21 protein-coding genes are annotated in these 23906 nt (G+C 59.9%); 15 read left to right on the plus strand and 6 right to left on the minus strand.

Annotated elements, in window-relative coordinates; all coding sequences use genetic code 11:
• The first annotated feature begins 36 nt into the window (after window positions 1–36).
• The 4 genes from LJY25_RS00685 (at window position 37) to LJY25_RS00700 (ending at window position 4768) form a co-directional block, all read left to right on the plus strand.
• Complete coding sequence (locus LJY25_RS00685; RefSeq protein WP_227606292.1) at window positions 37–1047, plus strand: 3-oxoacyl-ACP synthase III family protein; 1011 nt, start codon at window positions 37–39, stop codon at window positions 1045–1047.
• 117 nt (window positions 1048–1164) lie between these two features.
• Window positions 1165–1845 carry a metal-dependent transcriptional regulator gene (locus LJY25_RS00690; protein ID WP_227606293.1) on the plus strand — a complete coding sequence of 227 codons (681 nt, stop codon included), beginning with the start codon at window positions 1165–1167 and terminating at the stop codon, window positions 1843–1845.
• Window positions 1846–1919: 74 nt separating this feature from the next.
• A complete protein-coding gene (gene mnmE / locus LJY25_RS00695; RefSeq protein WP_227606294.1) occupies window positions 1920–3311 on the plus strand; it encodes a tRNA uridine-5-carboxymethylaminomethyl(34) synthesis GTPase MnmE in 1392 nt (463 codons plus the stop codon).
• 167 nt (window positions 3312–3478) lie between these two features.
• A complete protein-coding gene (locus LJY25_RS00700; protein WP_227606295.1) occupies window positions 3479–4768 on the plus strand; it encodes a citrate synthase in 1290 nt (429 codons plus the stop codon).
• A 68-nt stretch (window positions 4769–4836) separates the two neighbouring features.
• Here LJY25_RS00700 and LJY25_RS00705 read toward each other — a convergent pair whose 3' ends face one another.
• The 5 genes from LJY25_RS00705 to lepA all read right to left on the minus strand — a co-directional run bounded on the left by LJY25_RS00705 (window position 4837) and on the right by lepA (window position 11060).
• The gene (locus LJY25_RS00705) at window positions 4837–5229 is read right to left on the minus strand and encodes a hypothetical protein (RefSeq protein ID WP_227606296.1); all 393 of its coding nucleotides are present in this window, start codon (window positions 5227–5229) and stop codon (window positions 4837–4839) included.
• Window positions 5230–5529: 300 nt separating this feature from the next.
• Window positions 5530–7476: an OmpA family protein gene (locus tag LJY25_RS00710; RefSeq protein ID WP_227606297.1), complete on the minus strand. Its 1947-nt coding sequence runs from the start codon at window positions 7474–7476 to the stop codon at window positions 5530–5532.
• A 9-nt stretch (window positions 7477–7485) separates the two neighbouring features.
• On the minus strand, window positions 7486–8067 hold the full coding sequence (locus LJY25_RS00715) for a 7-carboxy-7-deazaguanine synthase QueE (RefSeq protein WP_227606298.1): 582 nt from the start codon (window positions 8065–8067) through the stop codon (window positions 7486–7488).
• Between the two features lie 205 nt (window positions 8068–8272).
• Window positions 8273–9208: a bifunctional 5,10-methylenetetrahydrofolate dehydrogenase/5,10-methenyltetrahydrofolate cyclohydrolase gene (locus LJY25_RS00720; RefSeq protein WP_227606299.1), complete on the minus strand. Its 936-nt coding sequence runs from the start codon at window positions 9206–9208 to the stop codon at window positions 8273–8275.
• Window positions 9209–9272: 64 nt separating this feature from the next.
• Window positions 9273–11060, minus strand: coding sequence for a translation elongation factor 4 (gene lepA / locus LJY25_RS00725; RefSeq protein WP_227606888.1), 1788 nt, complete (start codon window positions 11058–11060; stop codon window positions 9273–9275).
• A 145-nt stretch (window positions 11061–11205) separates the two neighbouring features.
• Here lepA and LJY25_RS00730 point away from each other — a divergent pair, with 145 nt between their 5' ends.
• The 8 genes from LJY25_RS00730 (at window position 11206) to LJY25_RS00765 (ending at window position 19544) form a co-directional block, all read left to right on the plus strand.
• Window positions 11206–12048, plus strand: coding sequence for a hypothetical protein (locus tag LJY25_RS00730; protein ID WP_227606300.1), 843 nt, complete (start codon window positions 11206–11208; stop codon window positions 12046–12048).
• A 55-nt stretch (window positions 12049–12103) separates the two neighbouring features.
• On the plus strand, window positions 12104–12946 hold the full coding sequence (locus LJY25_RS00735; RefSeq protein ID WP_227606301.1) for a hypothetical protein: 843 nt from the start codon (window positions 12104–12106) through the stop codon (window positions 12944–12946).
• 102 nt (window positions 12947–13048) lie between these two features.
• A complete protein-coding gene (locus LJY25_RS00740; RefSeq protein WP_227606302.1) occupies window positions 13049–13402 on the plus strand; it encodes a hypothetical protein in 354 nt (117 codons plus the stop codon).
• 93 nt (window positions 13403–13495) lie between these two features.
• Entirely contained in the window at window positions 13496–14098 is a 603-nt protein-coding gene (locus tag LJY25_RS00745) for a Uma2 family endonuclease (protein ID WP_227606303.1), read from the plus strand.
• Between the two features lie 13 nt (window positions 14099–14111).
• The gene (locus tag LJY25_RS00750; RefSeq protein WP_227606304.1) at window positions 14112–14561 is read left to right on the plus strand and encodes a hypothetical protein; all 450 of its coding nucleotides are present in this window, start codon (window positions 14112–14114) and stop codon (window positions 14559–14561) included.
• A 99-nt stretch (window positions 14562–14660) separates the two neighbouring features.
• Window positions 14661–18149, plus strand: a complete 3489-nt coding sequence (locus LJY25_RS00755) for a methylmalonyl-CoA mutase family protein (RefSeq protein ID WP_227606305.1) — start codon at window positions 14661–14663, stop codon at window positions 18147–18149.
• 78 nt (window positions 18150–18227) lie between these two features.
• A complete protein-coding gene (locus LJY25_RS00760) occupies window positions 18228–18962 on the plus strand; it encodes a phospholipase D-like domain-containing protein (RefSeq protein ID WP_227606306.1) in 735 nt (244 codons plus the stop codon).
• Between the two features lie 75 nt (window positions 18963–19037).
• Window positions 19038–19544 carry a hypothetical protein gene (locus tag LJY25_RS00765; RefSeq protein ID WP_227606307.1) on the plus strand — a complete coding sequence of 169 codons (507 nt, stop codon included), beginning with the start codon at window positions 19038–19040 and terminating at the stop codon, window positions 19542–19544.
• A gap of 46 nt (window positions 19545–19590) precedes the next feature.
• On the opposite strand, the gene LJY25_RS00770 is transcribed toward LJY25_RS00765, so the two are convergent.
• Complete coding sequence (locus LJY25_RS00770) at window positions 19591–20448, minus strand: nucleotidyltransferase domain-containing protein (RefSeq protein WP_227606308.1); 858 nt, start codon at window positions 20446–20448, stop codon at window positions 19591–19593.
• 266 nt (window positions 20449–20714) lie between these two features.
• Between LJY25_RS00770 and LJY25_RS00775 the strand changes: the two genes are divergently transcribed.
• From LJY25_RS00775 to LJY25_RS00785, 3 genes are all read left to right on the plus strand, one after another.
• Window positions 20715–21281: a helix-turn-helix domain-containing protein gene (locus LJY25_RS00775; RefSeq protein ID WP_227606309.1), complete on the plus strand. Its 567-nt coding sequence runs from the start codon at window positions 20715–20717 to the stop codon at window positions 21279–21281.
• Between the two features lie 127 nt (window positions 21282–21408).
• The gene (locus LJY25_RS00780) at window positions 21409–21864 is read left to right on the plus strand and encodes a DUF1572 family protein (protein ID WP_227606310.1); all 456 of its coding nucleotides are present in this window, start codon (window positions 21409–21411) and stop codon (window positions 21862–21864) included.
• Between the two features lie 181 nt (window positions 21865–22045).
• Window positions 22046–23872, plus strand: a complete 1827-nt coding sequence (locus LJY25_RS00785) for a peptidoglycan D,D-transpeptidase FtsI family protein (protein WP_227606311.1) — start codon at window positions 22046–22048, stop codon at window positions 23870–23872.
• The last annotated feature ends 34 nt before the right edge of the window (window positions 23873–23906 follow it).

The following is a 23906-nucleotide window of genomic DNA, read 5'->3' on the forward strand; positions in this document are numbered from 1 at the left end:
TTACCTTGTGCGCCCTTCCCGCCCAAAACCTATAACATGAGCACACTCCGCCATTCTGAAATTGCTGGCGTCGGCCATTACGTGCCGAGCCGCGTGGTTACCAACGCTGATATCACCGAATTGATGGAAACCACCGACGAGTGGATCCAGGAGCGTACCGGCATTAAAGAGCGGCGCTGGTTTGAGGAAGGCAAGGACACGACGGCCAACATGGGCGCCAACGCGGCCCGCAAAGCGTTGGAAATGGCCGGGCTCACGCCCGACGACGTGCAGATGATTGTCTTTGCCACGCTCTCGCCCGACTACTTCTTTCCCGGTTCCGGCGTACTGCTGCAGCGGGAGCTGGGCATCAAGGACAACGTGCCGGCGTTCGACGTGCGCAACCAGTGCTCGGGCTTCGTGTACGGTCTGAGCATGGCCGACCAGTTTGTGAAGACCGGCATGTACGACACCGTGCTGGTGGTTGGCTCCGAGATTCACTCCTCGGGCCTCGACAAAAGCACCCGCGGCCGGGGTGTCTCGGTTATCTTCGGCGACGGAGCCGGAGCCGTGGTGCTGCGGCCCACGAACCGCGAAGGCGCCGGTATCCTGAGCACGCACCTGCACGCCCAGGGCGAATTTGCCGAGGAGCTGATTGTGCGCGAGCCCGGCTCCAACCGGGACGGGCGCGTGCAGTACATCCTGGACAACGAGCTGGAGCTCTACCCCTACATGAACGGGCAGAACGTGTTCAAGCACGCGGTGGTCCGCTTTCCCCAAGTTATCAAGGAAGCCCTGGAGCAAAATGGCTACCAGCCCTCGGATATCGACATGCTGATTCCTCACCAGGCCAACCTGCGCATCACCCAGTTTGTGCAGCAGAAGATGCAGCTGCCCGACGAGAAGGTGTACAGCAACATTCAGCGCTATGGCAATACCACGGCGGCCTCCGTCCCCATTGCCCTGAGCGAAGCCGTGGGTGAAGGCCGGATCAAGCGCGGCGACCTGGTTTGCCTGGCTGCCTTCGGCAGCGGCTTCACCTGGGCCTCCGCCCTGATCCGTTGGTAGCTCTTTGAATTAATAATTAGTAATTAAGAATTAGTAATTGTCTCTGCTACCCATCCCGTGGTGGCTAAGGCGAAGTCAATTCTTGATTACTAATTCTTAATTACTAATTAAAAAAGAATGCCCAGCTACACCGAGGAAAATTACCTGAAGGCTATTTACAAGCTGTCGGAAGCGGAGCCGGGCAGCGACGTGAGCACCAACCGCATTGCCGAGGTGCTGCAGACCCGGGCCGCTTCGGTGACGGACATGCTGCGGCGCCTGGGCGAAAAGGGTCTGTTGCACTACCAGCGCTACCGGGGCGTGTCGCTTACCACCGAAGGGCGGCGTCTGGCGCTGAGCACCATCCGGCGGCACCGGCTCTGGGAGGTATTTCTGGTGGAGAAGCTCGGGTTCAGCTGGGACGAAGTGCACGAGGTGGCCGAGGAAATGGAGCACCTGCAGTCCCCGCTGCTGATGCGCCGCCTCGACGCGTTTTTGAACTTCCCCCAGCTCGACCCCCACGGCGACCCTATTCCCACCGAGGATGGCGCCATCATACGGCCCACCTACCGGCTCATGGCCGAGCTCGAAGCCGGAGAGCAGGCCCTGTTGATGGCCGTAAAAAATACCAGCGCGGCGTTCCTGCAATACCTCGACAAGATGGGCCTCAGCCTGGGCGCGCGCATTGAAGTATTGGACAAAGTTCCTTTCGACAACTCTTTGGAAATTAGAGTAAACAAGAAAAACAAAACACTGATTTCCGCTGAAGTAAGCCGCAACCTGTTCGTGGCCGGACAGCTCACGCCGAGCCGTTCCTAGCGCCCGGTTCTGGCCGGAACCGGTTCCCTGCCGAAGCGGCCGTAACTTTGTCGCTCCAGCTTTTTGCCCTGCCTGTGTCTGTTTCCCTGCCCCCGGCCCTGGCCGATACTATTGTGGCGTTGTCCACGCCCCCCGGTGCGGGGGCTATTGCCCTGGTCCGTCTTTCGGGCCCCGAGGCCATTGCCCTGACCGATGCCGTGTTTGCCGGTAAACCCCTGCGCGAGCAGGCTTCCCATACGCTACACTACGGTACTATCCGCGACGAAGGCCGCATTCTCGACGAAGTCGTCGTGTCGCTTTTTCGGGGGCCGAATTCCTACACCCGCGAAGACGTCGTTGAAATCAGCTGCCACGGCTCCGACTACATCGTGCAGCAGCTTTTGACGTTGTTTATCCGCCGCGGGGCCCGGCTGGCCGAAGCCGGGGAGTTCACCAAGCGGGCCTTCCTGCACGGGGCCTTCGACCTGGCCCAGGCCGAGGCCGTGGCCGACCTGATTGCCGCCGACTCGGCCTTGTCGCACCAGGTGGCCTTGCAGCAGATGCGCGGGGGCTTCAGCCAGGAGCTGCGCGACCTGCGCGCCCAGCTGGTGAAGTTTGCCGCCCTGCTGGAGCTGGAGCTGGATTTTGGGGAGGAAGACGTCGAGTTCGCCGACCGCACCGGTCTGACAGCGCTGTTACAGGAGATTCAAGTGGTCGTAAAACGCCTGCTGCGCTCCTTTGAACTGGGCAACGTCATCAAGAACGGCGTTACCACCGTCATTGCCGGCAAGCCCAACGCGGGCAAGTCGACGCTGCTCAACGCCCTGCTCAACGAGGAGCGCGCCCTGGTTTCGGCTATTCCCGGCACCACCCGCGACCTGATTGAAGACGAAGTCAGCCTGGACGGGATCCGCTTCCGGTTCGTAGATACGGCCGGCCTGCGTGACACTGAAGACGTGGTAGAGGCCATGGGTGTGGAGCGCACCCGGCAGCGGGTGCGGCAGGCGGCACTGCTGATTTATCTGTTTGACCTCACGACCACTTCCGCCGACCAGGTTACAGCGGAAATTGAGGCATTAAACCCGGATGGTGCCATTCCGGTGCTGGCCGTCGGCAACAAGCGTGACGTGGCGTCGGATGCCGAGATTGACGCCTTTGCCGCCCAGCCGGGCACGGTGCTGGTAGCGGCGGCCCGGGGCGACGGGCTCGATGAGCTGCGCGAAGCCCTGCTCGGCCAGGTTCGCGGGCAGGGCCTGGACCGCACCGGCGCTTCCACCATCGTTACCAACCTGCGCCATGCCCGCAGCCTCGAAACCACCCAGGCGGCGCTGGGCGAGGTGCTGCTTGGCCTAGGCACCGGCACGGGCACCGAGCTGCTGGCCGCCGACCTTCGCCAAGCGCTGGCTTCGCTGGGTGAAATCACCGGGGAGATTTCCTCCGACGACCTGCTCACGAGCATCTTCACCCAGTTCTGCATTGGTAAATAGGCAGTCAGCTGTCCTTTTTCGCTTTGGCCACCCCCGGCGTGGGGAAATTTCTGGCTGTACCGGCTGTTTTTCGCGGTTTGGTGGCTAGCTTGCGCGCCGGCAAGGCGCTTTCCGCCCTGCCGGCATTTCATTAGTTTCGCCCCCGCAACCCACTCCAACTAACGCTTATGGCAGAGTCTGCTGAGATTATCCTCGACGGGAAATCATACACCTTGCCCGTCATCGAAGGCACGGAACACGAAAAGGCATTCGACATCGGCAAGCTGCGCGACCAGACCGGTTACGTCACGCTTGATTCGGGCTACAAGAACACCGGCGCCACCAAGAGCGCCATCACCTTTCTCGACGGCGAAGAAGGCATTCTACGCTACCGCGGCTACCCCATCGAGCAGCTGGCGGAGAAGTCAACCTTTCTGGAAGTAGCGTACCTGCTGATCTACGGCGCCCTGCCCACCCAGGACCAGCTGACCGACTTCAGCAACCAGATCACCAAGCACACCCTGGTGCACGAGGATGTCCGCAAGATTTTCGACGGCTTCCCCTCGGCCGCTCACCCCATGGCCATCCTGAGCAGCCTGATCTGCTCGCTGACCGCCTTCTACCCCGAAAGCGTGTCGCCGGACCTGAGCAAGGAGGAAATCGACCTCAACGTCATTCGCCTGATGGCCAAGCTGCCGACCATCGCCGCCTGGACGTACAAAAACCAGATGGGTCACCCGCTGAACTATCCGCGCAACGACCTCGACTACGCCTCCAACTTCCTGTACATGATGTTCAGCTTCCCCACGGAGAAGTACGAGCTGAACCCGGTAGTGGTGAGTGCCCTCAACAAGCTGCTGATCCTGCACGCCGACCACGAGCAGAACTGCTCGACCTCCACGGTGCGCCTGGTGGGCTCGGCCAATGCTTCGCTCTACGGCTCGGTTTCGGCCGGTATCAACGCCCTGTGGGGTCCGCTGCACGGCGGCGCCAACCAGGAAGTGCTGGAGATGCTGCAGGAGATTCAGAAGGATGGCGGCGACACGAGCAAGTTCATCGCCAAGGCCAAGGATAAGAACGACTCCTTCCGCCTGATGGGCTTTGGCCACCGCGTGTACAAGAACTTCGACCCGCGCGCCAAGATCATCAAGAAGGCTGCCGACGAGGTGCTGACGGCCCTGGGCATTGAGGATCCGCTGCTGAAAATCGCGCAGGAGCTGGAGCAGGCTGCCCTCACCGATCCGTATTTCGTGGAGCGCAAGCTGTATCCCAATGTTGACTTCTACTCCGGCATCATCTACCGCGCCATTGGCATTCCCACGGAGATGTTCACGGTAATGTTTGCCCTGGGCCGCCTGCCCGGCTGGATTGCCCAGTGGAAAGAGATGCGCGAGAACAAGGAGCCGATCGGCCGTCCGCGTCAGATCTACACCGGCGAGCTGGAGCGTGACTACGTCAGCATCGACCAGCGCAAGTAAGCCCACACCGTACCCCAACAAAAAAGCCCGCTCTGCAGCGGGCTTTTTTGTTGCCTGAGCACATCTGACTACCGGGGCATGTCGCTGTAGGCCGTCATTCCCGAGCGCATCTGCTGATAGGCCAGCAGCTGTTTCGGCCGGAGCAGCATGGCCAGCTCCTTGTCGTAGAGGTGCTGGGCGTTGAGAAGCTGCTCATCGAGAATGGCAGGATCGGCAGCAAAGCGAATCTGCAGATCGTCCATTTCAGCAATAAACCGGGTATTCAGGTCCTTCAACCGCACATACTGTCCTTCGTCCAGGTGCACCCGCCCGGCAATGGCCCGGGTCAGGTTGGCGGCCCGGTTGCGGGTGTTGCTGGAAATCTCATTGCCGACCGACAGCTCGCTTTGTGCCGCCGCATTCAACAATGTAGCCCCCTGCAAGCCAACGACTATGCAGGAGATAAGAAGGGCTTTTTTCATGTAAATGATGGGTTTGGGAGAAAAGAAGGATATGATGCTACCTAACATCGACTGGCAGGCAAGGGCAAAGGGCAGGAAGCGTCATATCTGTTAAAAGTGCCATCCGATGTTCGATTCAAATATACCATAAAATTTAAACAAAACAAATAAATCGTATAACTATTCTAACTTAAGCATTTAACCCAATTTGCGTAAAAGCCTGATTATCTAATCTTTCAAGCTATTAGGGAAAGTATCACTAAAAAGAAAAAACCTGCCAACAGGGCAGGTCTTTCATTGAATTTTACCAGAAACAAGTGTCTAGAGTATCTTAATCTCGATCCGGCGGTTCTGCTGGCGGGCGTCTTCGGAGTCGTTGGGTGCCAGCGGGCGGGTTTCGCCATAGCCCTTGAAGTGGAGCCGGGAGGCTGCAATGCCCTTCTGCACCAGATAGTCGTACACGGAACGGGCCCGGTTCTGCGACAGGGTCATGTTGTCCGCATCGGCCCCTACATCATCGGTATGCCCCGATATCTCCACTTTGATGGCCTTGTACTGCTGCATAAACTGCACCAGCCGGTTGAGCTCGGTGCGGGAGTTGCGCTTGAGCTCATACTCCTTGGTGTCGAAGAACAGGTTATTGAGCACAATATTGTTGCCCGTCTTCACCGGTGAAAGGTAGAGGTCCAGCGTGAGCGGGTTAAAGCGGCGCTTGTCGGAGTAGTCAAAGCTTAAGCTCTTCATCAGGTACTTATCGGCGGCGGCGTACATGGCGTACTGCCGGCCTTCGTTCAGCACTACGGTGTAATCCCCGTTTACCGGGTCACTGGTCACATACTGCACCAGCTCGTCGGTCTGCAGGTCATAGAGCTGCACATCGGCCTGAATCGGCTTTTTCGTGACGGCGTCGAATACCCGGCCCTGGGTGAACGTACTGGATTCGCGGGCCCGCATCTCGGGCGCCACCTCGAAGCCGAACAATTCCACCGGCCGGTCGCGCTCCGGCGCTACGCCGGCCTTTTCGGCCCGGGAGCGGGAACAGAAGCCGCGGCGGTTGTCGGAGGTAATAAACACGGAGGCCTCATTCTCGAAGGTGTTGAACGGATAGCCCATGTTTACCGGGGCCGCCCACTTACCGGTGTTCAGCTCGCAGCGGTAAACATCCAGGCCCCCCATGCCGGGCAGTCCGTCCGTCACGTAGTACAACGTCGTGCCGCTGGCGTGGATAAAGGGGGCCATGTCCTTGCCGGGCGTATTCACGGGCTCGCCCAGGTTGCGGGCCGCCGTCCAGATGCCGTTGGGCTGCATGGTCGTAACGTACAGATCTTCCTGCCCCTTGCCGCCGCGACGGGTAGAGGTAAAGTACAGCGTCCGGCCATCGGCCGAGAGTGTGGGCTGGGAGTCCCATTCCGGGGAGTTCACGCTGTAGCCCAGGTTCTGGGGCTTGCTCCACGCGTTCCCGGTGCGACGGGAAATGTACAGGTCGCAGTTTCCCACGGCGTTGGGCCGGTCACAGGACGCAAACACCAGGGTCTTGCCGTCACCGGAAATGGTACCGGCGCCCTCGTTGTAGGGTGTGTTGATGGCGTTGGAAATCGGAACCGGGGCGCCCATTGAGCCATCCTTGTTCAGCTGGCTCAGAAACAGATCCTCGTCGCTCTGCACATTCGGCCGGGCCGTAAACAGCAGAAACCGGCTGTCGGCCGTCAGAGCCGGGAAGTACTGGTAGCGAAACGTATTGAGCGGACTGCCCAGGCGCTCGGGCACCACGCTGACGGGCTTGGTCATGGCTTTCACGGCAAACTCGCAGTTGATCAGCTGGCGCTGGGCCCGGATGGTGTTGCGCTGCCCTTTGGGCGCGGCTTTCAGGTAGTTCTGGTAGCCCATGGCCGCCGTCTGGTAGTCGCCCAGGGTAATGGACAGCTCGGCCAGCAGGTAGTAGTCCAGGGTTCGGGTAGCGTCGTAGGGAATCTTGCTGAGGCCTTCCTTATAAGCCTCGTAGGCGCGGCGGTTTTCGCCCATGGTCTTGAGCAGGGAGCCTTTCATCAGGTACGGCTCGCCCATGGAAGGAAATTTCTCGTTCAGGACCGTCAGGGTTTCAATTGCCTTGACAAAATCCCGGTTGCGGGCCTGTTCCTGGGCTTTCTCGTAGAGGTGGCGGGCCTTGGTATTCGACAGGGGCGAACGGCCCTGAGCCGCTGCTTCCGGGAGTGCAAACCCATTGCTCAACCCACCCAGCACAACCAGAACCCATAGCAAACGAAGCATAAGCAGAATCTAGGGGATATCAAGATACTTGTGGGTCTGCAGGGAAACCTGCCAGCGCGGGTTTTGCTTTACATACTCCACAATCAGCGGCATCATGGCGGCGTTTCGGCTCCACTCGGGCTGCAGGTACAGGCGGGTATGCTCCCCCACCAAGGCGGCATGCTGCTCGGCCCACTGAAAGTCGGTCTTGTTGAATACTACCACTTTAAGCTCATGAGCTTCAAGCAGCACTTCGGGCAGGGGCGCCTTGAATTTCTTGGGGGATACGCAGATCCAGTCCCACTTCCCGCTGAGCGGATAAGCGCCGGATGTTTCCAGCCAGGTAGCGCACCCGGCCTCGTGCAGCGCCGCCGTCAGCCCCGTCAGGTTGTGCATGAGCGGCTCCCCGCCGGTTACGACCACGTTGCGTCCCGGGTGGGCCGTCGCCGCGGCTACCACGTCGGACAGAGCTAGCTGGGGATGCACGCTGGCATCCCAGGACTCTTTCACGTCGCACCAGTGGCAGCCGACGTCGCAGCCGCCCAGGCGCACGAAATACGCCGCGCGGCCCGTGTTGTAGCCCTCTCCCTGAATGGTGTAGAACTGTTCCATTACCGGCAGCGTGGCTACCGGCACAGGTGATAGGACTGCCGGATTATCGGCTAAGGGAAGTGTGTAGAGCAAAACGAGATAATACAGGTAAACCCGCCGAAAAATCAGGTGCGAAAGGGTAAAGCCTACGCAGCCGGCTAACGGCCGGACATTAAAAGTAGTACAACGTCCGCATTTTTGAAAGTTCCCGGGCTGAATAACCGGGCTAGCGCGGGTACACGTCTCCCTTGGCCGCCCGCAGGGTATTCTGCAGCAGCATCGCGATGGTCATGGGCCCTACGCCGCCCGGTACGGGCGTGATGGCCGCGCACTTCGGAGCCACTTCGGCAAAGCAAACGTCGCCCTTGAGCGTGTAGCCGCTTTTCTTCGACGCATCAGCTACGCGGGTGGTACCCACGTCGATGACGATGGCGCCGGGGCGCACCATGTCGGCCGTCACGAACTCGGGCCGGCCCAGCGCCGCCACCACGATGTCGGCGGTCCGGACGATGTCAGCCAGGTTGCGCGTGCGGGAATGGCAGAGGGTGACGGTGCAGTTGCCGTGCTCCAGGTTTTTGGCCAGCAGGATGCTGACCGGGGTCCCCACGATGTTGGAGCGCCCGATGACCACGCAGTGCCGGCCGTCGGTTTCGATGCGGTAGCGGGCCAGCAACTCCACGATGCCGGAGGGCGTGGCGGGCAGCAGGGCGGGCAACCCGGCTACCATCCGCCCCATGTTCATTGGATGGAAGCCGTCGACGTCCTTCTCGGGTCGGATGGCCTGAATAACCTTGTCGGAGCTGATATGGCGCGGCAGCGGGAGCTGGACGATAAAGCCGTCGACTTCCGGGTCCTCGTTCAGCTCGGCCACCTTGGCCAAGAGCTCGGCTTCGGTGATGTCGTCTTCGTAGCGCAGCAGCGTGGAGCCGAACCCCACCCGCTCGCAGGCCAGCACCTTGTTGCGCACGTAGGTTTCGGAGCCGCCGTCGTGGCCAACCAGAATAGCGGCCAGGTGGGGCACTTTCAGACCCGCCGCCCGGCGCTGGTCGACCTCAGCGGCAATTTCCACCTTGATTTCCTCGGCCGTGGCCTTGCCATCGATGATGAGGGGACCGTCAGTGACGGAAGCGCCGGGAACGGCAGGAGCGGAAGCTTTATTCATACGAGCGAAACAGAAGTGTACGGATATCAGAAAAAACGCGCCCCGGTTGGAGGCGCGTTTAGAGTTAATCGATTTTGAGAACGGCCAGGAAGGCTTCCTGGGGAATTTCGACGGAGCCGACGGAGCGCATTCGTTTTTTGCCCTCCTTTTGCTTTTCGAGCAGCTTGCGCTTACGGGAGATGTCGCCGCCGTAGCACTTGGCAATTACGTTTTTGCGCAGGGCCTTCACGGTTTCGCGGGCAATAATCTTTTGCCCGATGCTGGCCTGAATGGCAATGTCGAACATCTGACGGGGCAGCAGCTCGCGCAGCTTTTCGCAGATGCGCTTGCCCCACTCGTAGCTTTTGGAGCGGTGCACGATGGCCGACAGCGCGTCGACCTTCTCGCCGTTGAGCATAATGTCGAGCTTCACCATGTCCGACTCCCGGAAGCCGATCAGCTCGTAGTCGAGCGAGGCGTAGCCCCGGCTGATGGTCTTGAGCTTGTCGAAGAAGTCAAACACAATCTCGGACAGGGGCAGCTCAAAGTTCATCTCCACCCGCTCGCTCGTCAGGTAGGACTGGCCCTTGATGATGCCGCGCTTTTCCATGCACAGGGTGATGATGGCCCCCACATAGTCGGACGCGGTGATGATCTGGGCCTTGATGAAGGGCTCCTCGATGTGCTTCATCAGGTTGGGCTCGGGCATCTCCGAGGGCGCGTTTACGATCAGCAGCTGGTCCTTGGAGCCGATGGCGTGGAACTGCACCGAGGGCACGGTGGTGATTACCGTCATGTTGAACTCCCGCTCGAGGCGCTCCTGCACGATTTCCATGTGGAGCATGCCCAGAAAGCCGCAGCGGAAGCCGAAGCCCAGGGCCGCCGACGTCTCGGGCTCCCATACCAGGGAAGCGTCGTTGAGCTGCAGCTTTTCCATGGAGGAGCGCAACTCCTCGTACTCGGTGGTATCCACCGGGTAGATACCGGCAAATACCATCGGCTTCACATCCTCGAAGCCGACAATGGCCTCGGCCGTGGGCCGGGCCACATGGGTGATGGTGTCGCCCACCTTTACTTCCCGGGCTTCCTTGATGCCGGAAATCAGGTAGCCGACGTTGCCGGCACTCATTTCGGGGCGGGGCTCCTGGTTGAGGCCCAGGATACCGATTTCGTCGGCGCCGTACTCCTTGCCGGTAGCCATGAAGCGGAGCTTGTCGCCCTTGCGCATGGTGCCGTTCTTGATGCGGAACAAGACCTCGATGCCGCGGTAGGAATTAAACACCGAGTCGAAGATCAGGGCCTGCAGCGGGGCCTCGGGGTCGCCTTTCGGGGCCGGAATCCGCTCACAGATGGCGTTCAGAATGTTCTCGATGCCGATGCCGGCCTTGCCCGAGGCGTGGATAATGTCCTCTACGTCGCAGCCGATCAGGTCCACGATTTCGTCGGATACCTCCTCGGGCATGGCGTGGGGCAGGTCGATCTTATTCAGGACCGGAATGATTTCCAGGTCGGCGCCAATGGCCAGGTACAGGTTGCTGATGGTCTGGGCCTCGATGCCCTGGGAGGCATCCACGATGAGCAAGGCTCCTTCGCAGGCGGCAATGGAGCGGCTTACTTCGTAGCTGAAGTCGACGTGGCCGGGCGTGTCAATGAGGTTCAGCGTGTAGATTTCCCCTTTGTAGGGGTACTGCATCTGAATGGCGTGGCTCTTGATGGTAATGCCCCGCTCGCGCTCCAGGTCCATGTTGTCGAGCAGCTGGGCCTGCATGTCGCGCTTGGCCACGGTGCTGGTAAACTCCAACAGCCGGTCGGCGAGGGTACTCTTGCCGTGGTCGATGTGGGCAATGATGCAGAAATTGCGGATGTTCTTCACTCGGGAGGTATTTTGCAAAGGCGAAGGTAGGCAAAAGGGCCCGCAAAAGCTATCCAGCCCGCTTCACGCTTCCGGCTCCGGTTTTAGGAAGTAGTTCGGGGAATACCTAGCTTTAGCACCCGTTTTCCCCTCTTTAATTCAATTTGTGGAACTGAACCTGTCCTCCGCTACCAAGTCAACATCCGAAAAAACCGTCATCACGGCCGTCAACAGCACCTTGCTCTTTCTGCTGGCCTATCTGCTGGTACACGGCGTGTTTCAGCTTGCCACGGTCTACACAGCGGCTGACCTGGATATTCCCGGCGTCCTGCACCTGAGCCGGGTGGAGTTTTTGATTACCGATCAGCAATGGTGGCGCGAAGCCGTGCTGGCCGTTTTCGGAGCCGGTCCGCTGGCCTGCACGGTCGTCTCCATTGCGGCCGCGCTCTGGTTCTGGAAGCGGCAGCGGCAGCAGCGGGGCCTCTTTAAGCTGTTTCTGTTCTGGGTGTCGGTGCACGCCTGCAACCTCGTGCTGGGCGGTACCATTGCCGGAACGCTCACGCAGTCGGGCTTCTACTACATTCCCACGTATATCCTGCTGCTGGGCAATACACCGAGCGTGCTGCTCTCCCTGCTGAGCGGCATACTGGCCATTGCCCTGGGCTATTTCGCTGCCATCGGCTTTCTGCAATGCCACGACTCCAAGACGCTCATGCGCTTCGACAACCGGAGCAAGCTTATTGTCTTCAACATCGTGGTGCCCTGGCTGGTCAGCAGCGCTGTGCTGACCCTGCTCAAATGGCCTGATATCACGATGCACGAACTGCTGACGTATGCCACCCTCAGCCTGCTGCTGGGCCCGATGGCTATTGCCTCCACCACGGAGATATTCAGCACGACCGTCGTTCAGCCCCAGAAAACGCAGCTGGCCCTGGGCGTGGCCGTGGTGGCGGTGGTGGTCCTCATCGCCTGGCGCCTCGTGCTCAGCCCCGGGGTGGCGTTTCGCTAAGCGCGGGCTCCGCCAACGGGCTTACCCATGGTGCCATCCTCCTATCTCCGTCTTCTTGCAACAGGATTCTTCCCCCGACGCCCGCCCGGAAGCGGCCAAAATCCGGATTACGGCCCTGAACAGCACAATTCTGTTTGTGCTGGCTTATCTGGTGGCTAACGGTGCGTACCAGCTCGCAACGGTAGTCGTGGCCGACCAGCTGCACATTCCCGGCGTGTGGCACCTGAGCCGGATCGAGTTTCTTATCGCCAACAAGCAGTGGTGGTACGAGGCCGTGCTATCCGTGTACGGGGCCGGTCCGCTGGCCTGCCTGGGCCTGATGCTGGCGGCAACGGTGGCCTTCTGGAAATGGGCCCGGCTGCAGCGCGGCTTGTTTAAGCTGTTTGTGCTCTGGGTGGCCTTACACGCCTGCAACCAGCTGCTGGGCAATGTAATGGCCGGCACGCTCACCCAGTCCGGCTTTTGGTTTGTGCCCAGCTACCTGTTCCGGATGGGCCACCTCCCCAGTGTCGTGCTGGCCATCCTGGCGGGGGTGCTCGAGATTGTGATGGGCTATTTTGCGGCCATTGCCTTCCTGCAAAGCCATGACTCTATCACCCTGATGCGCTTCGAGAACCGGGGCAAGCTGATCTGGTGGAACATCTTTGTGCCCTGGCTGGCGGGCAGCGCGGTACTGGCCCTGCTTAAGTGGCCCGACCTGACCATCAACGAGCGCCTGACGTTCGTGACCCTGCTGCTGCTGCTGGGCCCGATGGCGCTGGGCTGTGCCAACGAGCTGATGGAGCCAATCATAGAGCAGCCCAAAAAGACGCAGCTGGCCCTGGGCCTGGCGCTGCTCACCGCTGCCGCGCTTATCGGCTGGCGAATCGTGCTGGGGCACGGCATCTCCTTTAGCTGAGCTCGGAGGAGGCCCGGGCTCAAACCAAGCAGCCGCCTGGCCGTACGCTGCAGCAGGGCGAATCGGGGGTTCGCCCGGGTTCCAACCTAACCTGCACCTGCTATGAGCATCAAGCTGAATTCCGCCGCCGTCACCTTTGCCAAAGAGCTGATCCGGGACGGCAAGATTAAAAACGACGAGGGCCACTGGGGCGAGCATAACCCTGATTCAGCCGAGGAAAACAACTACCTCGACAAGCACGACATGGCCGAGTACGCCCGGTGGCACCTTGGTGAAGACCCCGGCAAGGGCGAGGATACGAAGGGCCGCTACCGGTTTCCGTACGGCGACTTCAAGACCGTGCACCGCGACGGACTCATTGCCGCCAAGGAGCGGGCCGCCCAGCAGGGCTACGGCGACATCGAGAAGGCCGCCGACGAGCTGCTGCACGCTTTAGAGAAGAAGGCTGCTAAGTAATCTGTCCCGACTTCGCGTTTCCAGCCGGGCTGCTTTCGGGCGGCCCGGCTGTTTCGTTTTTGCGTATCTTGAAGCTATTCTTACCCGGTCTTTATGCGCCCCATCCTCACCGAAGACATTATCACACTCCGCGGCCCGGTCCTGGCAGGCATGTCGGACGACCAGTTTTTCGAGTTCTGCCAGCAGCACCCGGAATTACGCATTGAACGCAGCGCCCAGCATGAAATCCTGATTATGTCACCTACCGGCAGCCGCTCCGGCAAACGCAACGCCCGCCTCAACGGGCAGCTCTATATCTGGTGGACTCAGCACCAGGACTTAGGTGAGATATTCGACTCTAACAGCGGCTTCACTCTGCCCGACGGCGCGGTGCTTTCCCCGGATGCATCCTGGGTTTCGGCCGCCAAGTGGAATGCCCTGACCCCAGAACAGCAGGATAAGTTTGCCCCGGTGTGCCCGGAGTTTGTGGTGGAGCTTAAGTCCTCTTCGGACTCGCCCAAGACTTTGCAAGCTAAAATGCTCGACTGGCTCCGCAATGGCGCCCAGCTGGCCTGGCTGCTGGTACCCGAAACCGAAACCGCCTATATCTACCGTCCCGGTCAGTCCGAGCCGGAAGTTGTGCATGGGTTCGACATCGCCCTGTCGGGTGAGGACGTGCTACCCGGGTTCCGGCTGGAGCTGCGGGAGCTGCGGTAACCAACTCTGCTGTGTGAAGCCCTTCCTCGCCACTCTGGTGTTTGTATTTTTTCTGTTCAGTTGTAAGGCTATAAAACCGGTCGGCATAACAGTATTGACTGATGAGCAACGCATGCGGCGCTTTCACCCTAATGCGGCTAAACTTGCCGTCCTGCGGAGGGCCGTGAATGCCGGGCTTCCCGTTGAATACCGGGGCAACCCGGGTCTGCTTAAGCATTACGACTACTGGCCAATAGCTGTCGACCACCAGTATCATGGGCTGTGGCACTTCGACAACTATTCGCACCGGGGGCCAATTCTGGTTATTAATGGCAAGCACACGGCCGCGGTAGTTCCTTTCGCGTTCAGCAAAGAACAAACCCTTGACTCCCTGAACGTGGCGCTGAGGAAATACCCACTGAAGGAAATCAATCAGCAAGTGCGGGATGAAATCACACGTCGTATTGTATCCATGTACCCCTGACCAACTCGGGCTGTAGATTCCCTCAAAAGCCCCGCGCCTCCCCTGCCGGGGCTTTTTGCTTACCTTCGCCTTCCCATTTCCCACCTGCTCTTCGCTGCCATGCACCCAGCTCCCGTAGCTCCCTACAAACCGACCAACCACGTTCGTATCGTGACGGCCGCCGCTCTGTTCGACGGCCACGACGCGGCCATCAACATCATGCGCCGCATCATCCAGGCCAGCGGCGCCGAAGTAATTCACCTGGGCCACAACCGCTCGGTTCAGGAAATCGTGGACTGCGCCATTCAGGAAGACGCCCAGGCCATTGCCATTACCTCCTACCAGGGCGGGCACAACGAGTTCTTCAAGTACATGCACGACCTGCTCCACGAGCGGGGCGCGGGCCACATCAAGCTGTTCGGCGGCGGGGGCGGCGTGATTCTGCCCTCCGAAATTGCGGAGCTGCAGGCCTACGGCATTACCCGCATCTACTCGCCCGACGACGGCCGCGCCATGGGCCTGCAGGGCATGATCAACGACCTGCTCCAGCAGGCCGACTTTCCCACCGGCCAGAACCTCAATGGCGAGGCCAGCCACGTCAAGGAAAAGGACGCCCGCTCCCTGGGCCGCCTGATTTCCGCCGCCGAAAACTTCCCCGAAGAGTTTGAGCGGGTAAGGCAGTTATTGGTTGACAGTTATCAGTTGTCAGTTGCCGGTACAAAAGGCAATCAGAACGACCTGACAACTGACAACCAACAACTGACAACTAAGAAAGCCCCCATCCTCGGCATCACCGGCACCGGCGGGGCGGGCAAGTCGAGCCTGGTAGATGAGCTGGTGCGGCGCTTCCTGCTGGACTTCCCCGACAAGACCATTGCCATCATCTCCGTCGACCCGAGCAAGCGGAAGACGGGCGGCGCCTTGCTGGGCGACCGGATCCGGATGAATGCCATCAACAACCCGCGCGTGTACATGCGCAGCCTCGCCACCCGCCAGAGCAACCTCGCCCTGAGCAAGTACGTGCAGGACGCCGTGGACGTGGTGCGGGCCGCCGACTTCGACCTGATCATCCTCGAAACTTCCGGCATCGGGCAGTCCGACACCGAAATCATCGAGCACTCCGACGCCAGCCTGTACGTGATGACGCCCGAGTACGGGGCGGCCACCCAGCTGGAGAAGATCGACATGCTCGACTTCGCCGACGTCATTGCCCTGAACAAGTTCGACAAGCGCGGCGCCCTCGACGCGCTGCGCGACGTGCGCAAGCAGTACCAGCGCAACCACCAGCTCTGGGATACCCAGCTCGACGAGATGCCCGTGTTCGGCACTATCGCCTCCCAGTTCAACGACCCGGGCATGAACCGCCTGTACCGGGCCGTGCTGCGCACCGTAGAAGCCAAAACCGGCGTCACGCTCGTGTCTCACCTCGAAACCTCGGCCGAGGCGAGCGAAAAAGTGTACATCATTCCCCCGCACCGCACGCGGTATCTTTCCGAAATCACCGAAACAATTCGTCAGTATGATCAGTGGGTGGAAAAACAGGCCGAAGTGGCTCAGCAGCTCTTCGGACTCCAGCAAAGTCTTGTCGCCGTTCGTAGCCTCGGCGCCGGAGGAAATAACCCCGGTAGCGGGAGCAGCGAAAACGGACCCGGAGCAGGAGCACTCGTGGCCGGCCTGGAGAGCACATTCCAGGAAATCAAACTCCGCCTCGACGGTCAGAACTGGAAGCTCCTGGAGACCTGGCCGCAAAAGGTAGCCGCCTACAAAGCCCCTGAGTTTGTATTTAAGGTGCGCGACAAAGAGCTGCGCCTGAAAACACATACCGAGAGCCTGTCCCGCCTCCAGATTCCGAAGGTGTCGACCCCGCGCTACTCGGCCTGGGGCGACCTGCTGAAGTGGATGCTGCAGGAAAACGTGCCCGGTGAGTTTCCCTACACCGCCGGCGTATTTCCCTTCAAGCGCGAGGGCGAAGACCCCACCCGTATGTTTGCCGGCGAAGGCGGCCCCGAGCGCACCAACCGCCGCTTCCACTACGTGTCGGCCGGACTGCCCGCGAAGCGCCTGAGCACGGCCTTCGACTCGGTAACGCTCTACGGCGAGGACCCCGACCACCGGCCCGACATTTACGGCAAGATCGGCAACGCCGGCGTGAGCATCGCCTGCCTCGACGACGCCAAGAAGCTGTACTCGGGCTTCAACCTGGCCAACCCCACCACCTCGGTGTCGATGACCATCAACGGCCCGGCCGCCCAGCTGGCTGCCTTCTTCATGAACGCCGCCATCGACCAGCAGTGCGAGCTGTACATCAGCGAAAACGGGCTGGAAGCCGAGGTAAACGAGAAGATTGACACTATCTACCGGGAGCTGGGTCAGCCCCGCCCCCGCTACCAGGGCGAGCTGCCCGAGGGCAACGACGGCCTGGGGTTGCTGCTGCTCGGCGCGACCGGTGACCAGGTACTGCCCGCCGACGTGTACGCCACCATTAAGGCCCGCACGCTCAGCCAGGTGCGCGGCACCGTGCAGGCCGACATCCTCAAGGAAGACCAAGCTCAAAACACCTGCATCTTCTCCACCGAGTTTGCGCTGCGCCTGATGGGCGACGTGCAGGAATACTTTATCAAGGAGAAGGTCCGCAACTTCTACTCGGTGTCGATTTCCGGCTACCACATTGCCGAGGCTGGTGCCAACCCCATCACCCAGCTGGCCCTGACGCTCTCCAACGGCTTCACCTTCGTGGAGTACTACGTGAGCCGGGGTATGGACGTGAACGAGTTTGCGCCCAACCTGTCGTTCTTCTTCTCGAATGGCACCGACCCCGAGTATGCCGTCATTGGCCGCGTGGCTCGTCGGATCTGGGCCAAGGCCATGAAGCTGAAGTACGGCGCCAATGCCCGGTCGCAGATGTTGAAGTACCACATCCAGACCAGCGGCCGGAGTCTGCACGCCCAGGAAATCGACTTCAACGATATCCGCACCACCCTGCAGGCCCTCTACGCTATCTACGACAACTGCAACTCCCTGCACACCAACGCCTACGACGAGGCCATCACGACGCCCACGGAGGAATCGGTGCGCCGGGCCATGGCCATCCAGCTCATCATCAACCGGGAGCTGGGTTTGGCGAAGAACGAGAACCCGCTGCAGGGCTCGTTTATCATCGAGGAGCTGACCGACCTGGTGGAAGAAGCCGTGCTGCTGGAGTTTGACCGCATCACCGAGCGGGGCGGCGTACTGGGCGCCATGGAAACCATGTACCAGCGCGGCAAGATCCAGGAGGAAAGCATGCACTACGAGATGCAGAAGCACACCGGGGAGCTGCCCATCATCGGCGTAAACACCTTCCTGTCCTCGAAAGGCTCGCCCACGGTGCAGCCCGCCGAGGTTATCCGGGCCACTGAGGACGAAAAGCAGTACCAGATTACGATGCTCAACCTGCTCCACGCCCGCAACGAGGGCAACACCGAGCAGCGCCTGAAGCGCCTCCAGGAAGTAGCCGTGCAGAACGGCAACCTGTTCGAGGAGCTAATGGAAACCGTGAAGTACTGCTCACTCGGTCAGATTACGAACGCGCTGTTTGAGGTCGGCGGGCAGTACCGGCGGAATATGTAACCTACCTGCTGATTTTAATCTGAAACGGGTGCTATCTTGTTGAGGTGGCACCCGTTCCCTTTTGGCCAAAATCCTGAGATGAAAACTTACTTTGACGGAATTAAAGAAGTTCTTATTCAAGAAATTAAAAACTCAGAGTTTATTATTTATGCAGCAGTTGCATGGATAACTGACTATGATCTTATATCCACTCTGATTGAACGACTAAAATCTGGGGTTCAAGTTGAGCTAATTGTAAATGGCGACAACCAGTTTTCAAAGGTAAAATCAAAATTCAACCAATTTCTATCCCATGGCGGCAAATTATTCCTTTATGAAAACAACAACCAGTCTATAATGCATAATAAATTTTGTGTAATTGACTTAAACACAACGATTACAGGATCTTTTAATTGGTCTATTGCAGCATCTGAACGCCACAAAGAGAATATTATCATTGAGAAAGGGGATTTTTTTCTTGCAAGTCAGTTTGCTAGAGAGTTTTTTAGAATAAAAAAGTGTTCGATCGTTTTTGATAGTAAATATATACTATATGACTCAGCAATTCATGCCACGGTAAAAACCACTGGCAGTTTCTCTGAGGAAGGATTTGAACAGTATTGCTGGGCAGAGATAGAAGACAATAATCGTAGTGGAGTTTTGTTTATCTATAATTGTGAGCCTCACATCATTCCCGATAAAATATTTGGTGTATGGACTGAGCGTGCAATTGACACTACCGAAAACTCACATGTACCAGCTGTCCATAATGGGAAGCCATTCTATAGTTTCGACTGTCTCGACTCGAGATTAGCTGGTTATAGAGTTGAATAGATGCACCTCATTTTCCTACTTATGGCTGTTTGGCAATACACATTAACCGTAATACCCACAGCGGGTATACTGAGAATGTTTAATAAAGTTCCCCAACAGCTCTTCATTGATCATGATGGGTGGAAAAGGTATTGGGAAGAATACGACAAAGCCGCAGTGGATTCCAGGGACGCGTATACCGTCAAGTGGTGGCAGGAATTAAATATACCCGCCGCACCTGTTGTGGATAAAATAGATCAGCTACTTCCTCGAGCTGATTGGGGGAGTGAACACAATTTCAGCTGGAAAGGTGATGAGGACGATAAAGAAGATAATGATTGCTCTATTCACACCCATTCAAAAAATTACAGCATAAAGGAATTTCAATTTCGAACCGATTTACGAAACGCAGAGAAAGCCGGGACATTCTTATCAGCGATGCTGCGGATATGTAGCGCGGAAGAAATGCTGGTGATGGACAACCAGGGCAAGCTAATGAAACCAAGCCCTGCTGATGTCATGCCTTCTTTGGAAAAGTCCAGTGCCGTGCGCTTTCTAATGAACCCTAAAGCATTTATCGAACAAGCGCTCCGTAATCTATAATCTCCATTGGCCTCCTAAACTCGCGCCAGCCAGAACCTGCTTAGCTTCACATGACCTTGCGCGGAAAATCATTATCCCAAGCCGTTCGCCAGTGCAACTGCAGAAGCGTAGGCAGGCTGCACAGCACAAACCCGAACGATTCCCGGTAGCTGCTGCGCAAATCCACCAGTTCCGTGAGGGTACGCTGGTTGCCCAGACGGTCCAGGAAAAAAGCAACCTCCTCGTCCAGCGCTGTTCCTTTGCCCTGGTAGCAGAAATAGCAGCTGTGCACCGCCCGCTTCAGGGCGCCCATGGCATGTTTAGTGGACTGGTTTATAAGGGGATATGCAGCCGCCGTGAGCAGCAGCAGGCTGGCAAAGTTGAAGCAGGCTTTCAGCACGTCTACCCGGCGGATGGGCGGCAACTGTACCTGGTCGAGCAGCTCTTCGCCCCAGGCGGTGACGGCCGGCGCTAGGATGCTGGGCAGCACGATTCGGTCAACGAGCACGGCGGCGGGCCCGCGCAGGCCCAGGATCCGCGTCACGTCGCCGGACAGCAGGTCGCTGCGGGTACACACAAAGCAGGAAAGGCCATTGCCCCCGGCCTGGTGCAGGAATTTATCCAGCGGCCCGGTCCCAGCGTCGGCCGGAGGTCGAAAGCCATGGGTGATTTCCAGCTGTTGGACCAGTTCCTGAAGCCCGGCCCCTACCGCCCGCGGGCTGCCGTCGGCCAGCACCAGCAGCAGGTCCACGTCGGACCCGGCCGCGAAGCCTCCCCTGACCGCGCTGCCGAACACTACGAGGCTTACCAGTGGGAACCTACCCGTCTGACTGGCCCGCACCAGGTCGTCCAGATAGTGCCGGACTACTTCCGGGAAGCGGGTTATTGCGGACGTGCTTAAGCCAGGCACTAGGTTCTTTTCCACGCTTGTAAAGCTACGCAGCAGTTTCAGCGCCTGAAATCAAACGTGCGCTACCCACCCGCTGACTTCCGCAAAGTAAGCTGGCAGCAAATGACCTGCGCTCCTGCCGTTGCCGCCGGCGGAGAGCACCTTGCAAATCAACCTACTCTCATCAGCGCCTTATGTACAACGATTAATAAAAGATGGAAAAGGGTTGTACAAATTTTAAACGAGGCTTGTACCACTGTTTTCTATATTTTCAATCTTGTTGTACACTATGCTTATCCTCTATGACCCGTTCCCTTGTTAGTGAGCAAAACATCCTGGCCCGTATCCGAAGCTGGTTTGGCCTGCGCCAGGAGCAGCTGGCCCTTTATCTGGATGTAAGCCCGGCCCTGGTTCGCAGCATTGAAACCCGCCGGCGCAGCCTTACGCTCCCGGTCGGCGAAGCTATGCTGCCCCTGGCCCGGCAGCTGCCCGAGCCCATCACCCTGCTCGACGAGCCCCTACCCACTACCCTGCCGCCGGGCTGCCCCGCCCCCGACGCCAGCGCGCTCGACTTCCGCCGTCGCGTGTGCCTGCAGCGGGCCGCCAGGCTACGTGCCCAGGTCGCTCCCCTGGCCCGCCGGGCTCACCACGCCCGGCGCTGGCAGCAGGCATTGCCAACCCTGCTGGCTGCCCACGCCATTTCCCCGGGTACGGCCGACCCCGACGAGGTCGAGCGCGCGGCCTGGCTTACTGGCTGGCTGCACCGACGGGCCCGCCCCCTTACCGGGGAAGAGGTGACGCGCTGGCACTTGCTGGAGGCACAGGCCCAGGCATATGAATTCGAAGCCGCCACACTGGCTGCGCTATAGCGGGCCGGCCAACGAGCAGCTCGATGCCGAAATGCAGCGCCACTGCGGGAAATCACCAGGTACAACCGGGGTATATAAGCTAAGCGCTACGTTTGCATTGCCTATCAAGCTACTCGTACCCGCTGCTATGCTCACCGAAACTCTACGCCTGCTTTTCCGCCGCGACCTGGACCGTGTCGCCAATGAGCTGCTGCTTTACCGCAATGAAACCGCCATCTGGCAGGTTGAAAAGGATATTGCCAACTCCGCCGGCAATCTGATACTTCACCTGATCGGAAACCTGAAAACCTATATCGGGGCCGAGCTGGGCGGCGTGGCCTACACCCGGCACCGGGAGCTGGAGTTCTCGCAGAAGAATGTTGACCGGCAGGAGCTGCTGGCAAAGCTGGCCGAAACCCGCGACATCGTGGATGAGGCCCTGCGCGCGCTTCGCCCCGACGTGCTGGCCGGAGAGTATCCTTTGCTAGTATTCGAGCACAAGACCTCTACCGAGTACATGCTGGTTCACCTCGCCTGCCACCTGGCCTATCACCTGGGGCAGATCAACTACCACCGCCGCCTGATCGACCCAACCCAGGTTTAGCCAACGGACCGTTGCGCAAGCTGATCGACTGGCAAGCCCAGCGTGAGAAGCTGTCTATCGGTGACCTGGCAGAATCCGCGGAGGCCCGGCATTTCGTAAAGTCTGGGCGGGTGCCCGGGCAATAAGCCCGGCTCAGTGGGCTGCTTCAGTCCGCCGACCGGCAAATGCCTAGCTTTACTTCATGCGCACGGCTTTCAACAGGTGGAAAAATGGTCTGCTGGTTCTGCTGGCAGCACTGGCCGCCTGCTCGTCACCGGATCAGCCGGGCGGCGGACCTGCTGCGGACCAGGATGTGCGCGTGCGCTACTCCGCCCGCCGCGTCGTGGTAGCCGACACCCTGTACCGGGGCCGCATTCTCGACCGCAACGACTCGGTGCTGGTCGCTACCCGCCCGCAGTTCCTGCTCGGGCTGCCGCGCCGCCCCCCGCTTGATACGCTGGCCCTCGGCTTGCTGCTGGGCTGGGACTCCACCACAGTTCGTAAGCGCATTGCCGACGCCCTGCCCTATCCCGACGCCCGACCCGGCTACCCGGTTCAGCTGCTCCTCACGGCGGCCGAAGTGCGGCGGGTGCGGAAAGACAGCGCCGCCTGGCCCCTGCTGACGCTCACCGAGCGGCAGCGTCGCGTGTACACTTCCGGCGCGGGCGCTCCGGTGCTGGGCTACGTAGCCGCCGAGGCCCAGCCCTTCCTGCGCCAGGCCCGGCGCTACCGGCGGGGCCGCTTCTACCGCCTGCGCAACGGCGGGGTCGAAACCTACTACAACGGCCTGCTCAACGGGCACCGGGGCTACCTGCACCCCCTCGTCGACGCGCAGGGCAAGCAGCACGGCAGCTGGGCAAAGGACACCGCCTTCCAGCAGGGCCAGGACCTGCACCTGACCATCGACGTGAAGCTTCAGGCCTACGCCGAAAAGCTGCTGGGCGGGCGCAAGGGCTACCTCGTGGCCCTGGACCCGCGCACCGGCGAAATCCTGGCCTTCGTGTCGGCGCCCGTGTACAAGGCCGCGGCCATTACCGCCCCCGACCAGGCCGGAGTCCGCGCCGAGCTGCTAGAGCACGAAGACATGCCCCTGATCAACCGGCCCGCCACTCTGGCCAACCCGCCGGGCTCGGTGTTTAAGCTGGTGAATGCCGCCATTGCCCTGCAGATGCGGGCCATTACGCCCGGTACTTCTTTCCGCTGCGACCAGTCGCTGGTCAGCTGCGTGCACCATCACCCCCGGCCCCTGAGCCTGACGGTGGGCCTGAAGTACAGCTGCAACCCCTACTTCTACCAGGTGATGCAAAGCCTGATCGACTGCGTGCCGGACTCCCTGGCGCAGGATACCGTAGCCGCCCGCCACGCCAATCTGGCCCAGTGGCGGCGCTACGCCCGCTCGTTTGGGCTGGACTCGGTGCTGGGCGCCGATATGCCGCGCGAAGCCCCCGGCTTTCTGCCTACCCCGGCCTATTACGACAAGGCCCGCCGCACCCGGGGCTGGACGTACCGGTCTATCTACTCGCTCAGCATCGGCCAGGGCGAAATCAACCTTACCGGCCTGCAGATGGCCAACATGGCCGCCATCATTGCCAACCGCGGCTGGTACTACGTGCCCCACCTGGTGCGCGGCGTCGGGGAAAACGGCCCGCTGCCCCGCTTCACCAAAAAGCACCGTACTCTTATCGACAGCGTCCACTTCGCCGCCCTGGTGCCCGGCATGGTGGCCGTGCTGCAGCGGGGCGGCACCGCCGACGCCTCCAGCCTGGCCGACGTGGGCATTACGGTAGCCGGCAAAACCGGCACGGTGGAAAACGACGAGGGCGACGACCACGCGGCCTTTGTAGGCTTTGCCCCGGCCGACAAGCCCCGGATAGCAGTGGCGGTATACATCGAGAATGCGGGGTTTGGGGCCACCGCCGCCGCGCCCTGCGCCGTAATGGTGATGGAGAAGTACCTGCGCGGCTATATTGCTCCCAAGCGCAAGCGGTGGGAAAAGCGCATTCAAAACCGGGCCCGGCAGGATGACTGAGCCTTTTGCATACCCAACCTGAAATAAGCGCCCT

It is taken from the genome of Hymenobacter translucens (assembly GCF_020685205.1).
GTDB classification, from domain to species: Bacteria; Bacteroidota; Bacteroidia; order Cytophagales; family Hymenobacteraceae; genus Hymenobacter; species Hymenobacter translucens.